Source organism: Stenotrophomonas sp. 86156_Sma, from assembly GCF_056481625.1.
In genome coordinates, this window is record NZ_CM151157.1 from 3,954,740 (window position 1) to 3,973,450 (window position 18,711).

Annotated in this window: 22 protein-coding genes; 8 read left to right on the forward strand and 14 right to left on the reverse strand. The window is 61.4% G+C overall.

Features of this window, described 5'->3' with window-relative positions:
- The first annotated feature begins 355 nt into the window (after positions 1-355).
- Positions 356-592, forward strand: a complete 237-nt coding sequence (locus tag ACZK33_RS18375) for a helix-turn-helix domain-containing protein (protein ID WP_028240161.1) — start codon at positions 356-358, stop codon at positions 590-592.
- Between the two features lie 70 nt (positions 593-662).
- Here the strand turns inward: ACZK33_RS18375 and ACZK33_RS18380 are convergent, their stop codons facing one another.
- From ACZK33_RS18380 to ACZK33_RS18395, 4 genes are all read right to left on the reverse strand, one after another.
- A complete protein-coding gene (locus ACZK33_RS18380) occupies positions 663-977 on the reverse strand; it encodes a DUF736 domain-containing protein (RefSeq protein ID WP_014646114.1) in 315 nt (104 codons plus the stop codon).
- Positions 978-1,735: 758 nt separating this feature from the next.
- Positions 1,736-1,945 (reverse strand): hypothetical protein, encoded by a 210-nt coding sequence (locus ACZK33_RS18385; protein WP_028240162.1) that lies wholly within the window; start codon positions 1,943-1,945, stop codon positions 1,736-1,738.
- A 61-nt stretch (positions 1,946-2,006) separates the two neighbouring features.
- Entirely contained in the window at positions 2,007-4,070 is a 2,064-nt protein-coding gene (locus ACZK33_RS18390) for a ParB/RepB/Spo0J family partition protein (protein ID WP_028240163.1), read from the reverse strand.
- A 79-nt stretch (positions 4,071-4,149) separates the two neighbouring features.
- Positions 4,150-4,977 carry a DUF932 domain-containing protein gene (locus ACZK33_RS18395; protein WP_028240164.1) on the reverse strand — a complete coding sequence of 276 codons (828 nt, stop codon included), beginning with the start codon at positions 4,975-4,977 and terminating at the stop codon, positions 4,150-4,152.
- A gap of 625 nt (positions 4,978-5,602) precedes the next feature.
- Between ACZK33_RS18395 and ACZK33_RS18400 the strand changes: the two genes are divergently transcribed.
- The 4 genes from ACZK33_RS18400 to ACZK33_RS18415 all read left to right on the forward strand — a co-directional run bounded on the left by ACZK33_RS18400 (position 5,603) and on the right by ACZK33_RS18415 (position 8,537).
- Positions 5,603-6,079 carry a TIR domain-containing protein gene (locus tag ACZK33_RS18400; RefSeq protein ID WP_033041353.1) on the forward strand — a complete coding sequence of 159 codons (477 nt, stop codon included), beginning with the start codon at positions 5,603-5,605 and terminating at the stop codon, positions 6,077-6,079.
- 105 nt (positions 6,080-6,184) lie between these two features.
- Positions 6,185-6,787 carry a TIR domain-containing protein gene (locus tag ACZK33_RS18405; RefSeq protein ID WP_033041352.1) on the forward strand — a complete coding sequence of 201 codons (603 nt, stop codon included), beginning with the start codon at positions 6,185-6,187 and terminating at the stop codon, positions 6,785-6,787.
- A complete protein-coding gene (locus ACZK33_RS18410) occupies positions 6,784-7,971 on the forward strand; it encodes a toll/interleukin-1 receptor domain-containing protein (protein WP_033041350.1) in 1,188 nt (395 codons plus the stop codon). Before ACZK33_RS18405 ends, ACZK33_RS18410 begins: the two co-directional genes overlap by 4 nt.
- A complete protein-coding gene (locus ACZK33_RS18415; protein WP_033041349.1) occupies positions 7,968-8,537 on the forward strand; it encodes an SLOG domain-containing protein in 570 nt (189 codons plus the stop codon). The genes ACZK33_RS18410 and ACZK33_RS18415 overlap by 4 nt, the downstream gene beginning before the upstream one ends.
- Positions 8,538-8,619: 82 nt before the next feature.
- Here the strand turns inward: ACZK33_RS18415 and ACZK33_RS18420 are convergent, their stop codons facing one another.
- The 10 genes from ACZK33_RS18420 to ACZK33_RS18465 all read right to left on the reverse strand — a co-directional run bounded on the left by ACZK33_RS18420 (position 8,620) and on the right by ACZK33_RS18465 (position 15,546).
- Complete coding sequence (locus tag ACZK33_RS18420) at positions 8,620-8,727, reverse strand: JAB domain-containing protein (RefSeq protein ID WP_199770497.1); 108 nt, start codon at positions 8,725-8,727, stop codon at positions 8,620-8,622.
- Positions 8,728-8,793: 66 nt separating this feature from the next.
- Positions 8,794-9,456 carry a uracil-DNA glycosylase gene (locus ACZK33_RS18425; protein ID WP_071534888.1) on the reverse strand — a complete coding sequence of 221 codons (663 nt, stop codon included), beginning with the start codon at positions 9,454-9,456 and terminating at the stop codon, positions 8,794-8,796.
- A 2-nt stretch (positions 9,457-9,458) separates the two neighbouring features.
- Entirely contained in the window at positions 9,459-10,589 is a 1,131-nt protein-coding gene (locus ACZK33_RS18430) for a nucleoside triphosphate pyrophosphohydrolase family protein (RefSeq protein WP_028240166.1), read from the reverse strand.
- Between the two features lie 3 nt (positions 10,590-10,592).
- Positions 10,593-11,219, reverse strand: a complete 627-nt coding sequence (locus ACZK33_RS18435) for an Nmad2 family putative nucleotide modification protein (protein WP_033045760.1) — start codon at positions 11,217-11,219, stop codon at positions 10,593-10,595.
- Positions 11,219-11,686: a TIR domain-containing protein gene (locus ACZK33_RS18440; protein ID WP_028240167.1), complete on the reverse strand. Its 468-nt coding sequence runs from the start codon at positions 11,684-11,686 to the stop codon at positions 11,219-11,221. The genes ACZK33_RS18435 and ACZK33_RS18440 overlap by 1 nt, the downstream gene beginning before the upstream one ends.
- Before the next feature lie 79 nt (positions 11,687-11,765).
- Positions 11,766-12,068 (reverse strand): helix-turn-helix domain-containing protein, encoded by a 303-nt coding sequence (locus tag ACZK33_RS18445; RefSeq protein ID WP_028240168.1) that lies wholly within the window; start codon positions 12,066-12,068, stop codon positions 11,766-11,768.
- A complete protein-coding gene (locus ACZK33_RS18450) occupies positions 12,052-12,435 on the reverse strand; it encodes a type II toxin-antitoxin system RelE/ParE family toxin (protein ID WP_028240169.1) in 384 nt (127 codons plus the stop codon). The genes ACZK33_RS18445 and ACZK33_RS18450 overlap by 17 nt, the downstream gene beginning before the upstream one ends.
- Before the next feature lie 13 nt (positions 12,436-12,448).
- Positions 12,449-12,748 carry a hypothetical protein gene (locus ACZK33_RS18455; protein ID WP_033045758.1) on the reverse strand — a complete coding sequence of 100 codons (300 nt, stop codon included), beginning with the start codon at positions 12,746-12,748 and terminating at the stop codon, positions 12,449-12,451.
- Complete coding sequence (locus tag ACZK33_RS18460) at positions 12,745-13,944, reverse strand: tyrosine-type recombinase/integrase (RefSeq protein WP_028240170.1); 1,200 nt, start codon at positions 13,942-13,944, stop codon at positions 12,745-12,747. Before ACZK33_RS18460 ends, ACZK33_RS18455 begins: the two co-directional genes overlap by 4 nt.
- A gap of 315 nt (positions 13,945-14,259) precedes the next feature.
- A complete protein-coding gene (locus ACZK33_RS18465) occupies positions 14,260-15,546 on the reverse strand; it encodes an O-acetylhomoserine aminocarboxypropyltransferase/cysteine synthase family protein (RefSeq protein ID WP_423174887.1) in 1,287 nt (428 codons plus the stop codon).
- Between the two features lie 181 nt (positions 15,547-15,727).
- Here ACZK33_RS18465 and ACZK33_RS18470 point away from each other — a divergent pair, with 181 nt between their 5' ends.
- From ACZK33_RS18470 to ACZK33_RS18480, 3 genes are all read left to right on the forward strand, one after another.
- Complete coding sequence (locus ACZK33_RS18470; RefSeq protein ID WP_032128544.1) at positions 15,728-16,465, forward strand: winged helix-turn-helix domain-containing protein; 738 nt, start codon at positions 15,728-15,730, stop codon at positions 16,463-16,465.
- The gene (locus tag ACZK33_RS18475) at positions 16,462-17,757 is read left to right on the forward strand and encodes an ATP-binding protein (RefSeq protein WP_423174888.1); all 1,296 of its coding nucleotides are present in this window, start codon (positions 16,462-16,464) and stop codon (positions 17,755-17,757) included. The genes ACZK33_RS18470 and ACZK33_RS18475 overlap by 4 nt, the downstream gene beginning before the upstream one ends.
- 140 nt (positions 17,758-17,897) lie before the next feature.
- On the forward strand, positions 17,898-18,698 hold the full coding sequence (locus ACZK33_RS18480) for a MipA/OmpV family protein (RefSeq protein WP_423174889.1): 801 nt from the start codon (positions 17,898-17,900) through the stop codon (positions 18,696-18,698).
- Positions 18,699-18,711: the final 13 nt, after the last annotated feature.

An 18,711-nucleotide genomic window follows, 5' to 3' on the forward strand; every position in this document is an offset into this window, starting at 1 on the left:
CGAGGATGCACGGATACGATTTTCCACCGAAGCGCGGAACCGCCGAAGCGGATGCGTGCTTTGGCGGGAAAGCACGAAGGCGCAAGCCATCGAATCCGTACATGCACGGAAACGCGGAAGCGGAATTGCGCAGGCCAGGAAAGACACAGATGCGGTTCCCAGATTCTGTCGGAATCCGCCCATGCGGATTTCTGCAAAGGCACGAATACGGAAATCAACGACACCAAATGCGCACTATAGTTTGTAGCCCTATAGTGCGCAATCGGCTGTCATCTTGGTTTTCTAAGGAAAACCATAGGTGGCGGCGAAAGACTCATTGGCGACAGCAATACGGACGGTCAGGAAAGCGCGCGGCTTGAGCCAGGAAGCGTTCTCCGACGTGTCCAGCCGTACCTACCTGAGTTTGCTGGAGCGCGACCTGAAGAGCCCGACCATGCACAAGCTGACCGAGCTGTGCGAGGTCATGGACGTGCATCCGCTCACGTTGCTGACGCTGGCCTATGCCGGCGACAGCACGCGCAGGGCCGATCAGCTTCTGGCGCAGGTGCGCCAGGAGCTGGAGGCGGTGTTGAAGGAACGCGACACGCCGTAGGCGCGTGCGTGACGTGCTGCGCCAGCAGCACGGCGCCCCGCCGCAATGGACGGGGCGCGGTGGGCGGCCGTCAGGCTGCCTTGGGCTTGCTGCGCGACCAGATCAGGTCGTGCGTGCCGTCCTCGTTCTCGATCAGGCGGGCATAGACCGTCGCCGGGAACGAAGGGTCGTCGATGCTCACGGACAGGTACTCGCGCCCGGCCTCACTGGTCTTCTTCCACGCCGCGCCGATCTCGTGGCCGGCCGCCTGAAGGTGGAAGTCGGGGGCGTTCTCGCTGTCGCCCTTGTCGTTGGGAACCAGCTTGACCTTGACGTTCAGGGTCAGGGTGCGGAGCTGGCCGGTGAAGCCGTCTTTCTCTGCGGTGAAGGTGCCGATGTTAGCCATGATGTTTCTCCTTTCGGGTTGAACAAGGTCGCGCCAGTGCGTCCTTGTTGTGATCCGGCCGGCGGGGGATGGGCTGGCCGCACCGCGCAGCGGTCGCAACACCGTGGAGAACCTGGAAGCGAAAAGAATTTGCCGCGCGAGGAAGCCGCGCAGCGGCGGGGAAATTGTTTTCGCTGGAAGGTTGCGGCCATGAAGCCCAAGGCGTAGCCGTTCCCTCGCCAGGATTCACGACAAGCCAAGGACGCACGGGCCGCCCGCCCCCGAAAGGAGACATGGCCGACTCGGCATCCCCGCGTGACGGCTGCACCGGCTTGCGCCCTGACGCGAACCAGGTCAAAGCCCCGACGACAAGGCCAGAGCGCCCCTGCCGCAGCGCGCGACCACATGCTTGAGGCGTGGTGTGGATGCTCCATAGCGAGGCCGGGTGGCGTGTCGGTGAATCGCCCTTCGTGACGTACAGGCGCGAATCGCCAGCGTCGGGGACGGCACGCTATCGCACAACCTGCCGCAGCAAGCCGGGGCGTAGCCCTACAAGCCCCGCCCATTGCGGCGGGGCGCCATCGAAACCTTGCCCGCGCCAGCGGGCACCGATGGACGTGTCGCGTGCAAGGCACTTGCACGTCCGCCCCGTTGCCGCCTGGACGAAGGCGGCAACGGGGCGATTTTGACTTCGACGTTGGAACCGGGCGCGGCCACCGACGCCCCGGATTTTTGACCACCGGCCCCAAGGCGGAACGGCTTGGGGCCGGTGCTGCTCGTTATTCCTTGGTTTCGACAATCCACCACGCGGCACGCGGCAAGGTGTGGCCGGTAATGGGATGTAGGTCGGTCAGGTCGGCGCGGGCCGTCCAGCCACGCGGCGGACGGTAGCCGCGCACGTCGCCATCGCCGTGCCAGCGGCGGGCGCGTACCGTACCGGGGGCATAGATCGCCGCCATGCGCGGGCGGTCCGTGGTGTTGCGGCTCATGATAGGAATCCTTGGCGTGAAGCGCCCCGGCCGGAACCGGGGCGCTATCTGCGGTGCAGGATCACGCGGCCAGTGCCTCGGCCTGCGGCAGCTCATCCGCCACGGCGGCGACTTCCTCCGGCGCTTCGGCGCCCGCATCCACTGCCACGGCCTGCGCGTCCTGTTGCGGGCTTTCGGTGCGGAAGATGGCGGGCATCCAGCCCGTACCATCGGCCAGCCGTTCCGCTTCGCTGGCAATGTCGGCCTTCTTCAACTTCGCCAGCCGTGCAGCGTGCGACGGTGCGAACTCGCCCACGGCTTCCAGAATCGCGGCCTTCGGCACATGCTGGAAATACCCGTCTGCGGTGGGCTGCCACCATGCGGCCATGTCCAGCCCCACAGCCTGCGCCAGTTCCGCGCCCGGCTGGTGCGCAGTGGCGCGAGGCGTCACCACGTCCACGGTCGCCGCTACGCATACCGCCAGCAGCCGCACCAGTTCGCCTTGCTCCATCGCCAGCAGCGCGACGAACAGTTCGGCGCTGTCCTGCGGCAGCGCTTCGCCCGCGACCTGCTGCAACTCGCGCTGGGCGACGGCGGCGGGCGACTCGGGCCAGTCGGGGGCCATGCCTTCCAGCCGGTCTTGCACTTTCAGGCTCACGCCCAGCGGCAAGTCGTGGCCGTAGTGGTTGTCCTGCAAGACGCTCTGCACCATGCCATGCACCAGCGCGGCCAGCGCGACTTGCGGATGCCGGGCGACTTCGATTTGCAGCGCGGCGGTGCGGTGCGCGCTCAACCGCTGCGCCAGCCGGTCGGACAGGCTCGCGGCCTTGGGCTGCTCGGTGTCCTCGCCTTCGTCGTCGTTCCCGGCCTCGCCTTCCGCGCTGCCGAAACCCTGCCGCAAGCGTTCCAGCGTGCGCAGCGCCTTGGCTTCTGCCTCGCGCAGCAGCCCGCGATGAATCACGGCTTCGCCGCTGCGGTCGAGGGTGACGATGGCGCCGGCCACGGCGCGCACATCCGGGGCGTAGCCCTGCAAGGCTTCCTCCACGGCTTGCAGTTCCCCGGCAACCTGTTCGCGGCGCGGTTCCAGCGCTTCGGTCTTGTCCTCGTCCTCGGCGTCGTAGGCTTCTTCCAGTTCGGTGTCGATCTTGTCGAGGCGGGTTTGCAGCGAGGCGATGCGGCGGGCTTCGCGGGCGCTCGGTTCGCGGCGCTGGCGCGGTGCGTTCTGGAACGCCTGCCGCTCGGCGTAGCTCATGTGCGGCACGGCTTCGACCCACGCCCAACCCTCGGCGCGCACGTCCCCAGCCAGCGCATCCAGCTTGCCGCGCACCAGCGTTTCCAGCAGCGTGGCGTCGGTCAGGTAGGTTCCGGCATCGCCTTCCGCGAACAGGTCGCGGCGGATGCCGCCGCCCGCCGCCGTGTAGGCGTCCAGCCCGGCGAAGCGCACCAGCGGATGCGTGGCGTCGATTTCGCGTTCGGTCAGGCGTTCGCGCAGCGCGGACGCGCCACGCTGCCATTCTGGCGCACCGTAGAACGCGCTTTCCTGCGCGGCGTGGTCGTCGGTGATGGTCAGGGCCATCAACTGTTCCAGGGTGACGGCTCCGGCGCGGTAGTCGGCCAGCAGGCGCGGCGAGACGTTGGCGAGTTTGAGACGGCGCTGCACCACCAGCGGGGTCACGCCGAAGTCGGCGGCAATGTCTTCGATGGGGCGGCCTTCCTTGACCAGTGCGGCGAACGCCTCGAACTGGTCGGCCGGGTGCATCTGCTCGCGCAGCAGGTTTTCCGCGAGGCTGACGGTACGGGCCGAAGCATCGGGCACCAGCAGGCACGCCACTTCGTAGTCGGCAGGGATGCGCTTCTTCTTCGCCAGCAGCTTCAACGCGGTCAGTCGGCGGTCGCCGGCCACCACTTCGTACTGCTCGCCATCGGCGGCGAGGATGACGACGAGATTTTGCAGCAGGCCGATGCGGGCGATGCTCGCGGCCAGTTCGGGAATGGACAGGCGCGGGGTCTTGCGTGCGTTGCGCTTGGAGCGGCGCGGCAGCAACTGCGAGAGTGGAACCAAAATCAGGTTCTTGCTCGGGTCGGCCACTTCCAGCGGCGCGGCAGTTTCGATGGCGCGGGTTTCGGTTTGGGTAACGGCGTTCATGGTGATAACTCCTTGCGGTTAGGGATGCAGCAGCGAGAGAAGCGGCAAGGGCTGCTGCCTGCCCCTGCCGCGTGGGGGTTCAGGCTTTCAACTGGCGCATGCCATCGGCCAGCAGCCAAAGCGCACGGTTGAGGCGGATGTTCTGGTCGATGCCCTGTACCGGGCGGGTTTGCTGGCGGCGTCCGTTGGCGCTGCGCCCGCGCAGGCCGCCTTGGGTCAGGTTCTCTTGCGTGCGGTTGAACACGCTCCACAAGTCCGGGCGGCGGTCATCAAAGCGGCGCGGCATCAGGATTTGCGATTCCGTGATGGGCGCGGGCTTGTCGGGGTCGTCGTACTTGAGGGCCAGCGCGGCGCGGGCGAACACTTCGGATTCGCCATCGTTCAAGGTGATGGCGCGCATGGAATCGCGGGATTCCTGCACGCGGTCGAAGCCGCGCAAGACTTCGTAAGCGCCTTCGATGACGGAACCGGCCACGTCGCCTTTGTGGGGCACGCGCACGTCCGCCACCGTGTCGCCGCAGACAAGGCCATTGCTGCACACGAACCGGAACATTCCGGCCAGCATCTGATAGCTGCTCGTGCCGTCATGCGAGTTCAGCAGCACGATTTCGTTAGCCTCCGCGCCGTTGATCTGGCTGGCGTGGCGCAGGCGCAGCATGTGTTTGGTGTAGTCGCGGCGGTCGTCGTGGCGCACGCGGGTTTGCGCTGCCATGAAGGGTTCAAACCCTTCCTTGCGTAGTTCCGCCAGCACGGCGGCGGTGGGGATATAGGCGTACCGTTCGGAACGGCTTTCGTGCGGCGCGTCCGCGAAGATGGACGGGGCCACACGGCGGATTTGGTCATCGGACAGCGGGTAATCGCTGCGCAGCGACGGGGAACGGGAAGCGAATCGGGATGCGAGTTGCATTGCATTTCTCCTGACGAAAAGGGTTTGCTGTTCAAACCGCACACCGGATTCCTAGATTCGGAGCCCAGCCTTTCGGCTGTTCGGTGCGGTCGGCACGAGGAACCCGGTTGGCCCTGTTGCCACCGTCTTTCCTGAGTTCATCGCCCGCGGCCAAAGGAGCGCGCGGACGGGGGCCGTCAAGGAGACAAGCGCAGGGTTGGTGCGGCCCGCAGGCGCAGCCGAGGACACGGCCCTGCGCGCCTTGACGGCACACGGGAGCGGGCTACGGTCGCGGGTAAGGTGATGAAGTCAGGGGAGACGGCTGGACAAGGCAACGGCCATCCCTTTGTGCTGACCGCACGCAAGCGAAGCGCGCAGGCCCGAAGCTGGAAGCCGGGCCGGAGGCGTCAGGGATGTGGAAGGCTGGCGAATGCCAGTCCCGTCAGGGATGAGCGAATAGCGAACCTGGAGCAGCGCGGTCCGCGAAGCGGAGACGCAGGCGCACACTTTCAGCTATCATTTGTAAGGAAATTTACAAGAAAGTATTTCAAGCCAGCGATTAATTACGACTTCAGTTAAATAACTATCGCAATCCTCAATTCGAGATTTGCTTCATCGAAGCACCAACGACAAATGGAGATAAGTCATGGCGAATAAATGCTTTCTGAGCTTTCACTATAAACAGGATAGTTGGCGCGTGTCGCAAGTTCGGCAAATCGGAGCTATCGAAAAACAGCCTCTACTGGATTCGAACAAATGGGAAGAAATCAAGAAAGCAGGCGATGATGCCATCAAAAAATGGATCGCCGACAACATGAAAGGCAAAGAATGCCTTGTCGTACTTGTGGGCGAGAAGACTGCCAGCCGCCGCTGGGTCAAACACGAGATAAAGAAAGCCTGGAAGGACGGGCTGGGTGTACTCGCCATCCATGTCCACAATCTGAAAGACTCAGACGGAAATCAGTCGTCGAAAGGATCTAATCCGTTTACAGGCCTCACCGTTGATGGAGAAGCTGTCACGGGTAAAGTCTACGATCCGCCATACACCACCAGCACCAATGTGTATGACTACATCAAGTCGAATATTGAAACTTGGGTCAGCGACGCTATAAAGGCACGATGAACCGGCAATATCTGAATTGCATCCTGCGAGGTGTCGTTTGCTGTGGAGGATGCGGGTCACCTACATCCAAATTTGCCTGGGTTTAGTGTAATAGATGGAGTCAAAATGCCACGCAGAACATTCTTTTCTTTTCACTATGAGCCTGATGTATGGCGCGCCTGGAATGTCCGCAACAGTTGGGTTGTGAAGGAATCCGATGAGGAAAGCCGGGGCTTCTTTGACAGCAGCGTGTTTGAGGCATCGAAAAAAGAGAGTGACGATGCACTAAAGACTTTTCTCCGCAAGGGGTTGGAGAATACTTCGGTAACTTGTGTCCTTGCTGGAACCCATACATGGTCACGGCGATGGGTGCGCTACGAAATTGCTCGCAGTGTTATCAAGGGAAACGGCTTGCTAACCGTTTTCATTCACGGTGTCCAGAATAAAGACAAAGCGACATCTACAAAGGGTGCTGATCCATTGGCGCAGATGGGACTTTATAGAACCGATCGCGGCATATATCTCGCCGAGTGGAAGGACGGAAAGTGGGTGGCCTACGCAGATTACACGCTTGCGATTCCTGAGGGTGATCTGTGGTTCACAGCACCAAAAACGAATAGCGTAGTCCAACTGTCAAATCACTGCCTGAGTTACGATTTCATAGGCCAGGATGGCAGGAAAAATATTGGCGGATGGATTGAAACTGCTGCGGGAATGGCTGGCCGATGAGCGAGAACTCAAGCATGAGATCACCCTACCAGCTTATCCTGCTGGGTGCGGTCCATGGGCATGACACTCGCCTCCGCCGTAGCGTTGATCTGGCGCTTCAGGGGCTCGGGATTCCGAGCAACGCAATTACGTTTCTCAGCGATGCCAACGCCTCTAACCGCAGCTTAAAATCGCCGGTGATGGCAGTATTTTTCGGCTCGTCGGAAAGCACTGCCGATACCGCACTTGTGACGGAGTTGATTGATGACTCGATCGTTATCGCTCCGGTCGTTTCGGATTTGTCCCAGGTTCATGCAGAAATTCCGCCGCAGCTCAGACATGTCAATGCTATTGTATTGGGCACCAACGATGAAGGCATCACCCGCCTCGTTACGCTAGTCCTTGAGACATTTAGGCTGTTGCGACGTGAGCGACGACTTTTCATCAGTTACAAACGAACAGGGTCTCAGCCGCTGGCCGATCGGTTGTACGATGCGCTCGATGCTCGTGGCTTTGACGTTTTCATCGACGTGAGGTCAGTGCCTCCAGCCGCAGATTTCCAATCACAACTCTGGCACAGGATGTCGGATTCCGATGTCGTGGTGCTGATCGACACACCTGGCTTCAGAGAAGGTCGTTGGACGGCTGAAGAATTGGCGCGCGCAAACGCGACCAATGTGCAAATCTTGCACCTACTATGGCCGGGGCAAAAGGAAGACCCTGCATCGTCCTTCAGCCACTTCATGAAGCTTAGGCGTCGGGACTTCTTTGGATTTATTCCAATGCGGGGGCGTTGGGCCACGAAGGGATTGGTGACGAGAATTTGCGACGAGGTCGAACGGCTACGCGCACCAGCAATTGCCGCCCGCCACCGATATTTGGTCGATAACTTTTGCGACGCCGCCCGCGACGAGGGACTTGATCCAAGTGTTCAGATTGAAGGCTGGATTTCTCTCAAAACCGAGTCCAATCGAACGCTGGCGATCGTACCGGCAGTGGGAATACCAACCGCTGATCGCATCAACGAAGTGTTCGAAGCCATTACCAACCCCACTGTTGAGACGAGAGAAATATGGGTGATTTACGACAATAGAGGTGTACTGAGAACGTGGCTCTCTCACCTAGATTGGCTTGACTCGTATTTGCCGATCCGGGCCGTGCAAATGTCGAAGGCGCCACAACTTCTGAAGGAGCTCACCGCATGATAGATATATTTCTATCTGCCAGCGTGCCTTTGCCTGATCGCAATCGGGTATTTTTCGACACCGCCGATGTTCTTGCTATACGGGAAGCAATCAAGGCTTTGGTTGAAGTAGTGTTGCCGATTGGACGAATCACGTGCGGCGGCCATCCGGCGATAACGCCGCTATTGGCTCTCTTTTCCCGCGAGGCAAACCTTGACCGCAACAGGGTGGCGATTTACCAAAGTAAGCTTTTTGAGGGTCGATTGCCTCCTGAGCTAGCGGAGTTCGTCGACGTGCATATGGTGCCAGCGGTTGATGGCAACAGAGAAGCCAGTTTGACGGCCATGAGGCAAGCAATGATCGAAAGCCGCCGTTTCAGCGCAGCGGTGTTCGTCGGCGGCATGGAGGGGATCTATGAGGAGCATAAATTGTTCGTCGAACACCATCCCAAAGCTACAGTGCTCCCGCTTTCAACAACAGGGGCCGCCGCCAAAATAATTTATCAACAGGGAGAATATGATCCAATTTTTTCACGCGACCGAACCTATTCCAGCTTATTTCGTCGAAAGCTTCTGCCTGTGGATTAGCCGGGAAATTTTGCAGTAACTGCGTTCAGTAAGCTTGATGGAGCGAATAAAAAAATGGGGCCGCCTGTGCAGCCCCCTCGGTTCACAATAGCCCTCGCTCTGCAAATGAAGTTGTTTCCTGCCCGGCCACAACGACGTGATCCAGTGTGCGCACCTCCACCAGCGTCAGAGCCTCTTTCAGTCGCTGCATCAGTGAAAACCTGGCGAGTTGGATAGAAGGGGCGGTATCCGCTCGCTAAAATGCTGGAGCAATTCGTCAGAACAGCGATCCAGTCTTCATTGGATGTCCATACAGTTCAGAGATTTGCCCTTGAAACTGCGTCTGTCCGCCATAGCTCGGATGCCTCACGCAGATAACAGGCACGCTATCCGTGATTCGATGAGCGGCTGCGGCAGCATCGTTGCCGATGGCGACGATGCGCGAGGGACGAAGCAGAACGATGAGCTGTTGTAGTAGCTCTTCGCCGGCTCGCCTTTCACGGGCGTTGTGTTGCCGGTTGGTGAACGGATCCCCTGATTCATGAGGGTGAAGTGGGAAAACATTCCAGAGAAAGATGCGAGCATCAATGTGCTCTAGCATTCCCCATATAACCGCAGCGGTTCGCTCGGCTACGGCATTGCCGACTGTGGGCCGTTCTGGAGCCAGATCGACATTCCAACGTTTGGCATGTTGGCTCATGTGAACATCGTCAGTCAGGGCCAACCCAGTTCGGCGGCCTCCGCGATACCCCAAATCTCGACCGATCCAAATCGCATCTACAGGCTCCTCTGAAGCGCGACGCAATAATGCGGAAAGTGCGGCGGCGCGGCGGCGGGGCGCGTCTCGACGATCATGAACTTCACAGCGATCAGAATAAGGATTGAAGCAGTCCTCAAATTGCAGCGAGGAAACTGATTCAACAAAGGGGTGGATTTTCATTCTTAAGACTCAAGCGGCATATATTGTAGGGTGCGTTCTTTTCGGTTGCCGATGATCCAGCCGCCTTGATTTTTCTTGATTTGACGGAATACGGAATATCCGTCCATGATGGCTTTTTCCCAAAGCTTTAGCGGGCACTTCTCAACCTCATAGCCACTCACAAACTCTTCAATGGTTTTGAGAATCCCAAGGGAAACCTTTTCTTGATTCTCAAAATAGTTTAATTCCTTGGCTCTAGAGAAAATCCATGCCGTAAGCCCTTCCTCAACGACGATTGCCCGGCCGCTGTCTTGCTCTTCATCATATTTGGACTGGCTCTTTCGCTTGTGCTTGATCAATGCCCGTATTACAGGTGACCAATGCAAGATGGCTGCATATGCAAAATGGAAAACATCATGAAATCGGTAGCCATCTCGGTCAGCGATGTTGTCGGTCAGGGGATCACCTATGAATACGCCATTCCATTGGAGATAGCTTTTGCCGCTACCGCGTTGATTGACTCGGATCTTGAACTCTCTAGGGAGCTGCTCTTCTATTCCAAACTCGCTATCGAAATCAAGGCCAATCAGGTCAACCGCCTGTGGCTCCAAGAATGCACCCCTAGCTTTCCGGAGGTTCCCCCGCGCTACGTCCGAGAACGCCAACTCTGCGGCATGGATTGCATCGAGATAGGCTCGCGCGAAGGTGACCACGTCATTGCGCGCAGGCCCACTTCCCAGCAGAGCTGCGGCCGCCTGCCCCAAGCGTACCAAGGTAATGTCCAACGACGCAGGGGCCGCCACAGGCATGGCGATGTAAGCGAATGCACCTTCGGCTATGTCGCTTGCTGCCCCTATGTTCTTGAAGTTCCCGTGATTCGCCGCCTCGGCAAAGATATCTTCAAGTGGAGCTTGCATGCGCCGGCAGATCGCAGCCAAATACCAAAGCGTATCACCGAATTCTTCTTCCGCCGCCCTTCTGAAACCAGGGTACGCAGATTTTTCCCGGACATGTTTTTTGACAGTAGACATTATTCCACCGACTTCCCCATAAAGCCCTTGAAGGACAGGATTGAAATCGGTTGGACTGAGTACATCCGTAGCTGCAATTTCCGAAGCGTAGTCCGAAAGCAGCAGAGAACCTTCCTTGTGCATCGGTTACCTCCGAAGCGTCAGCCATTCGAATGGAGCGCCCTGATATCCATTCAGCCCAAAGCTACGAACCCATTGCTCTAGGTTCGCAATCAGTTTTGGATCGTCAAAAGTAGTTAGACCTATTCCTGTTTTGCATAGAGACCGGCCTTGCTGGTCTTTTAGCTCTTCCGGGAACTCCGGCCCCTCTCCTCCGAAGTACACGAAGTCATTGCTGATGAGAACCCTGTTTACACCCGTGTCGCGAGTGACGTGATCAGGATTAAGTGAACCATCGGGGCGAGAGTGAAAGGAATCTCGTTGCTGCCAGACGGCCGCTGGTGCGGCTCTGAAGTAGATATTGTCCCCGCAACTTTGCTTCCGACTACCGTTGCGATAGGGCTTTTTAGATTCAAACCGTGGATCTGCCCCATATTCATCAAATGTCATCGTTTCGGTGACTTGCATCGCATAAACCAGATACCCGCCTCGCCGAACACTTCGATCATTGCTGCCACTGCCTACCACCCAATCACCGATGTCAGCGCCCTTGCGGATATTTGGCTTGCAGGTTGCAAGCGTGCAGTATTCGTAAAAGGGATTGGGTGCGAAACCACTGTCGTACCGCACCACGTAGGAGTGGACACGTGCCATCAGCAGGGATGCCTTTTCAGAGGAACCGGATCACAGGCGCCACCGTCGGGTTTTTCCCATGTATCTTTTCCGTTGATCGCATCAATGATTGAGTCACCATTCCAGCCGACCAAGGCATCGGCGTATTCTTTCAGTGCCTCAGGAATGTCGCATTCCTTCTCACCATGCTCCCAGATGCCAACAATACGTTTGCCTTGCTTGGCTGCATATTCGATTTCCCAGGTCACCCAGTCGCTATCTTTCGTCTGGGGTGAGACGTAGCAAATAAATACGCCCGCCCAGTTTATCGCTGGGGCCAGAATCTGCGTCTTGATGTAATGCTCATCCGTGGCGTTGTTGAACTTTCCTGTATGGATGGAGGAGTCCCTTACATCCATCCCTTTCGGAGCCAGCAGATCTTTGAGCTTTTGGAGCCCATGATCGTCCTTATGGACATGGCTGATAAACACGTTCCTTTTCTCTGCCATCTGTCACCTCCATCGACGTTTTGATAGCGTAAAAGATCGTAACTGAAATTAGGTGGTTATGGCAGAAAACGCAGATCAATCAAAGGATCGCCCGGAGCCCCTTGTCGGCGATGATGTTGAGCAGCTTCAGCGCCGGGCCAGCGGGTCGGGTTTCACCTTGCTCCCACTTGCGCACGGTCGAGGCCGAGGTGTGCAGGTGATGCGCGAACACCGGCTGGCTGAATTTCAGCGTCTCCCGTAGGCGCCTAATGTCCTCGGCGCCAAACTCCCGCACTGGCGGCGGGCAGATCGCGTCGAACTCGCGCATCGTCACCTTGCTGATCGCACCCACTTCATGAAGCGTGGCCAGGTCGTCACGCAGGGATTCAATGATCTTGCTCACAATGCACCTCCAATAACACGCCCGACTGCAACGCCTTCGATAACGTTTCCCCGGACAGTTGCAAGAACGCTTTGCCGGCGAATTGCAGCGCCTTCTTCTCGTCCTGCGTGATGTTCGCCTTGTCGTTCTTCGGGAACCCATGCAGGAACACGTAGCGGCTGCCGATCCTGGCCGATACCAGTGTGCGGTAGCCGCCGCTTTTACCACCACCGGGGCGGGCCACCCGCTTCTTGTAGAGGGAGCCGCCCAAGTCCGCGTCGATCAGACCGCTTTCCATCTCCTGAACCGCCTTGCACAACGCGGCATCGGACAGCTTCTCGCCCGACTGCCAGCGTGCAAAGTCCTTGCGCTTGAGGATGACCGTCATTTCGACCTCCAAACTATACCCGAAACGGGCATACTTTTCCAGTCTCCGGTGTAGCACCTAGATAGAAGGGATGGCCCGCCCGATTGTCGTGACGCCGGCACGACAATCGGAGCCGACTGGACGGGATGCCGGCCACCGATCCGCGGGCATCCTTGACCGAAATCAGCAGCGCATAGGCCGACCACGGCAGCGTGAAGACCTTGGCCAGCTCGGCGAGGCCGAATTTCCCAGACACTGTCTCGGAAATTGCGGAACGGGGATAGTCGGCCGCCAAGGCAGCGGGGGGCGCCACCGAAAGCGTCCTCTTGCTCATGCCGTGGCCTCCGCAGGGCGCCGCGCGCCCGTGATGGCCTGCCGCCGACTCGCCACCAGTTCGGCAGCATCCCGCACCGGCTTGTCCTCGGTGTGGACGTAGTGCATGAACATCGCCACGGTCTTGTGGCCCGTCAGCTTCATGCCTACCTTGGTCGGCACTCCCGAATTGGCAATGTCGGTCGTGGAGCGGTGGCGGATGCCGTGCGTGCCGACGTGTGGGACGCCGGCTGCCTTGAGCACCCGGCACCATCCGCCATAGTGCTCGCCAAAGGTCAGGTGCTTGGTCGGGTCGTTGGGCGAAGGCAGGACGTAGGGGCAACCTTCTCGGCGCGGTGCCGTCGAGAACAGTCGATAGGCTTCCGCGCTCATGGGCTTGGAGAGGCCGCCGGTCTTGCTGTCGGGCCAGACCACGCGCCGGTTCTCCAGATCGACCCAATCCCATTCAAGCATGCAGATTTCGGAGCGGCGGCCGGCGAACTCGAATTGCAGGCGAATCGCCAGCGGGATGACGTAGTTCTCCAGTCCTTCCGCCTCCAGCTTCTCCAACTGGCGGAAGATCAGCGCCAGTTCGTCGTCCACGATGAGCCGGGTTTCCTCGCCGGGCGGGTACATCGGGACGTGGCGGCACGGGTTCGTGCCGTCCGGGCGGTAGCCCCACACTTCGGCCAGGTTGAACATCTTGCGCAGCACGCCGAAGGCGTTGTTCGCCTCGGCGGGCTTGTAGGCCAGTTTCTCCATCAGCCCGGCAATGTCGGGCCGCTTCACGTCCTGCACCTTCTTGCGGCCGATCAGCGGGACGATGCAGCGGTCGATGACGGCCTGATAGCCGCGCTGCGTGCTCGGCTTGTTGCGCTTCTTGGAGTAGTCCTCCATGAACTTCTTGCACAGCGCTTCGACCGTGGGCGCCTTGCGCGCCTCGGCCTTGGCGCCGCCGGGGTCGCCGCCTCGGCGAACCTCGGCCAGCCAGTCCTGCGCCATGACGCGGGCCTGCTCCACGGTCAGTTCCCCGAACAGGCCCAGCGAGGGCTTGCGGGGCTGCCCGGAGTTCGTGCGGTACTGGAGCATGAACACCCGACGGCCCTTCGGGGTAATCTTGCAGAGGAAACCCGGCACCACGGTATCCCGTAGTTCGATGTCCTTGGCCTGGGGTTGCGCCGACTCTACGGCGGTCTTGGTGAGCTTGATCTTCGCCATGATGACTCCTTGGAACGACCCGAATTCCAAGAGCCAGATAGGAGCGGCGCGAGGGAAAACCGGGTCAAGTTTCAGAAAGCACCGGCATATGATGGACGCGCGTAAGTCCTTGATAAACCTGCTTCATCGAGCTACGGCGCAGTCCAGCGAAGTACCGGGCTGGAGTCATCGTCAAACAAAAAAATCCCCGGTCGACCCGCATCGACCGGGGATCTGGATCGCCACGTTGCCATGCCTTGGAGAGGCAGTTCCACCGTAGCGCATCGCGGTGCCGGTGGTGATCGCCTGTGGCGATGACGACCAAGCGTGCGGCTATCAGGCGCCAGCCAGGGCCTGCTCCAGGTCGGCACGCAGGTCGCCGATATGCTCGATGCCGATCGACAGCCGCACGGTGTCTTCGCTGACACCGGCCTTGGCCAGTTCGGCGGCGTCCAGCTGGCGATGGGTAGTCGAGGCGGGATGGGTGGCCAGTGACTTCGCGTCGCCCAGGTTGACCAGGCGGGTAAACAGCTTCAGCGCATCGAGGAAACGTGCGCCGGCTTCACGGCCGCCCGGCAGGCCGAAGGTCAGTACGCCCGAGCCGTGCCCGCCCAGGTAGCGCTGCGCGGCGGCGTGCTCGGGGTCGTCGGCCAACCCGGCGTAGCGCACCCAGGCCACCTTTGCGTGTGACTTCAGGAACTGCGCGACGGCCAGCGCGTTGGCGTTGATGCGTTCCATGCGCAGCGCCAGGGTCTCGATGCCCTGCAGGATCAGGAACGCGTTGAACGGTGACAGCGCCGCGCCGGTATTGCGCAGCGGCACCACCCGCGCGCGGCCGATGTAGGCCGCCGGCCCCAGCGCTTCGGTATAGACCACGCCGTGATAACTGGGGTCGGGCTGGTTGAGCCGTGCGAAGCGCTGGGGCTGCGCGGCCCAGTCGAAGCGGCCCGAGTCGATGATCGCACCGCCGAGACTATTGCCGTGGCCGCCCAGGTACTTGGTCAGCGAATGCACCACGATGTCGGCGCCATGCTCGAACGGGCGCAGCAGGAACGGCGTGGCGACGGTGTTGTCGACGATCAGCGGCACGCCGGCGGCATGCGCGACCTCGGCAATCGCCGCGATGTCGGTGACGTTGCCGCGCGGGTTGCCGATCGATTCGACGAACACCGCCTTGGTGCGTTCGTCGATCAGCGCGGCGAAGGCGGACGGATCGGCCGGGTCGGCGAAGCGCGCCTGGATGCCGTACTGCGGCAAGGTGTGCGCCAGCAGGTTGAGGCTGCCGCCATACAGCGCACTGGAGGCAACGATGTTGTCACCGGCCTCGGCAATGGTCTGGATGGCATAGGTGATCGCCGCCTGCCCCGAGGCCAGTGCCAGCGCACCGATGCCGCCTTCCAGCGCGGCCAGGCGCTGCTCCAGCACATCGGTGGTGGGGTTCATGATGCGCGTGTAGATATTCCCCGGCACCTTCAGGTCGAACAGGTCGGCGCCGTGCTGGGTGTCATCGAAGGCATACGCCACCGTCTGGTAGATCGGCACCGCCACCGCGCGGGTGGTCGGGTCGGGACGGTAGCCGCCATGCACGGCCAGGGTTTCCAGTTGCCACTGCGGGTCGCTCATTGCGCCAGGCTCCATCCGGGGAAACCGCCACCATAGGCCAGCCAGAACCACGCGCTGAAAGCTGCTGGCGATGACGCCAGTACCACCGGTTATCAGGTTGGCCGCGATTCAGGCAGCCGTCATGGGCCGTTGCTAGGCTTCGCCGCCGGGCGCTCCTGCCCGGGCACGGAGGCCCAAGCGCATGCAGTCATCCCCCTGGACACCCGCCGCCAGCGGCTCGCCGACCCCGGTGCTGCTGGTGGAGGACGACCGCCGCCTGGCCGAACTGGTCAGCGACTACCTGCACGAACATGGCTTCGCCGTGCAGCATGTGGCCCGTGGCGACCTCGCCGGTGCCGCCTGCCGCCAGCACGCGCCGGAACTGGTGGTGCTGGACCTGATGCTGCCCGGCCTGGGCGGCATCGACGTGTGCCGGCAGATCCGCAGCTTCTCCGATGTGCCGATCCTGATGCTGACGGCCTGCGAGGACGACATCGAGCAGGTGCTCGGCCTGGAATCGGGCGCCGACGACTATGTGCACAAGCCGATCGAGCCGCGCCTGCTGCTGGCTCGCCTGCGCGCCCTGCTGCGCCGCCGCCATGGCAGCAGCAACACCGGCAGCCCCTGCCGCCTGATGCACGGCGAGCTGCTGATCGACCGCATGCAGCGCGAGGTGCATCTGCACGGCCAGCCGGTGGACATGGGCACCACCGAATTCGAGATCCTGTGGCTGCTGGCCAGCCAGCCGGGGCAGATTCTCTCGCGTGACCAGATCCTGCAGGCGGTGCGCGGCATCGGCTTCGACGGGCTGGACCGCAGTGTCGATGTCAGCATCGGCAAGCTGCGCCGCAAGCTGGGCGACGACGCGCGCGAACCGCGGCGGATCAAGACGGTGTGGGGCCGCGGCTACCAGTTCAATCCCTCGTCCTGGTCGGCATGAAGCGGCTGTTTCTGCGCCTGTGGCTGGTGGTCGGCGCGAGCTTCCTGATCACCCTGCTGCTGATCAACGTGATCTTCGATCGCATCTACCTGCCGTTCCAGCAGCGTGTGTTCGCAGAGCAGGTGCGCGGCCAGTTGTATGCATTGCGGCAGGGGTTGGACGGAAAGGACTCCGCCGCCCAGCAGGATCAGCTGGCGCAATGGCAACCCCACTATGGCATCGCATTGGCTCTGCTGCCGTCAGCACCGGCCCTCGCGGCCGGCGAACAGGAACAGCTGCAGCGCAACGGGCTCATTTCCCGGCAGAAGTTCGAGATCGTACTGGCGCCGCTTGATCCACTGCATCCCGATGGCCCCTGGCTGCGCCTGCATCTGCCAGGCGAGCCGTCGATGACCCTCTATCTCACCCTGATCGCCTATTCGGTGATGCTGGCCCTGTTCGGGCTGTGCCTGTACGCCTGGGTGCGCCTGCTCTGGCGCGATCTGGACGCGCTGCGCGTGCACGCCGATCGCATCGGTGCCGGCGATCTGCAGGCGCGCGCGCAGGTTTCGCCACGCTCGCAGATACGCGTCATCGTCGACCATTCCAACCGCATGGCCGCACGCGTGGCCGAACTGGTCCAGCGCCAGCGCGACCTCACCCATGCCATATCGCACGAACTGCGCACGCCCATCGCGCGCGTGGCCTTCGGCCTGGACCTGATGCAGGACAGCGACGATCACGAACGCCGTACACGGCTGGCACAGGGGCTGCACGGCGACCTGGCCGAACTCAACCGGCTGGTCAGCGAACTGCTGGCCTATGAGCGTCTGGAGCATCCCGGCGAAGGCGAGCCGATGCAGCGCATTGAAGCCAACGACTGGCTGCAGGGCTGCCTGGCAGATGCACGCCGTGATGCCGAACGAGCCGGCGTGGTCCTGCGCGTGCAGCCCAGTGCGTTGCCGCGGGTGGATGCCGAACCGCGGCTGCTGCAGCTGGCGTTGAGCAATCTGGTGGGCAATGCGCTGCGCCACGCGCGTTCGCAGGTGGAAGTGTCGCTGGTCGGTGTCGGCGGCCGCGCGTGCCTGCGTGTGGATGACGACGGCCCGGGCATCGCCGAGGCCGACCATGAAAAAGTGATGCGCCCGTTCACCCGCCTGGATGACAGCCGCAGCCGCGACACCGGCGGCTTCGGGCTGGGCCTGGCCATCGTCAGCCGCATTGCAGCCCGCCACGGTGGCGAGCTGCGCATCAGCCGCGCCACGCTGGGTGGCGCGCGCCTGGAAATGCACTGGCCGCTGGCTGCCAGCTGAACGCCCACGGGCGCCATTACAGTTGATTACAACTCCCGCACAACTGCGGAGGGATCGGTCGCCGGCATATCGCCACGCTGGCGACCCTGCAGCACTCGCCGGATGCGCGCGCTGCTTTCCTCCCATTGTCGAGAGATTCCATGTCCCAGCTTCGCCGTTCCCCCACCCTGCTCTGCCTGGCCCTGCTGCCGCTGTTCGCCACGCCGATCGCCCACGCCAAGGATGACCACTGGACCTTCGAGCTCGCCGCTGGTGGTGGCGTGACGCCGCGCTACAGCGGCAGCGAGGAATACCGCGCGACGCCGTCGCTGTCGTTCGATGTCACCTCGCCGGGGGGATGGTTTCTGGGCACCAGTGGCATCGGTTGGGGCACGTCCATCGGCGAGCACACCCGCGTGCGTGCCTACATCGGCGCCAGCGGCATCCGCCGCGACAAGGACTCCCTGCTCGGCGGTTCGGACTTCCTGCGCGGCATGGGTGATATCGATACCCGTCCCCTGGTCGGTCTCACCGCTGGTTATACGCTGGGCGAAGCCGTGCTGAGCGGCTCCTGGCAGTTCACCCGCAAGGACGAGGACAAGGCCGAGAACGGCCTGGCTACCCAGCAGATCCATCTGAATCTGAGCATGCCGCTGTTCGACCTGGCCGGTGGCGTGGTCAGCGGCAGTGTTTCCACCGACTATGGCAATCGCGGTTACATGCAGACCTGGTACGGCGTCAGCCCGGAACAGGCGGCGCGCACCGGCTTTGCCCAGCACACGCCGAAGGCTGGGCTGGTCAGCGCCGGTCTTGGCATGAAATGGAGCCACCGCTTGGGCCGCAATGGCAACTGGTACATCTCGGCCGAAGGCACGCGCCTGCTCGGCGATGCGGCCGACAGCCCGATCGTGCAGAAGGCGAACCAGTTCGGCTTGATGAGCGGCTATACGCACCGCTTCTGAGTGAGCGCCGGGC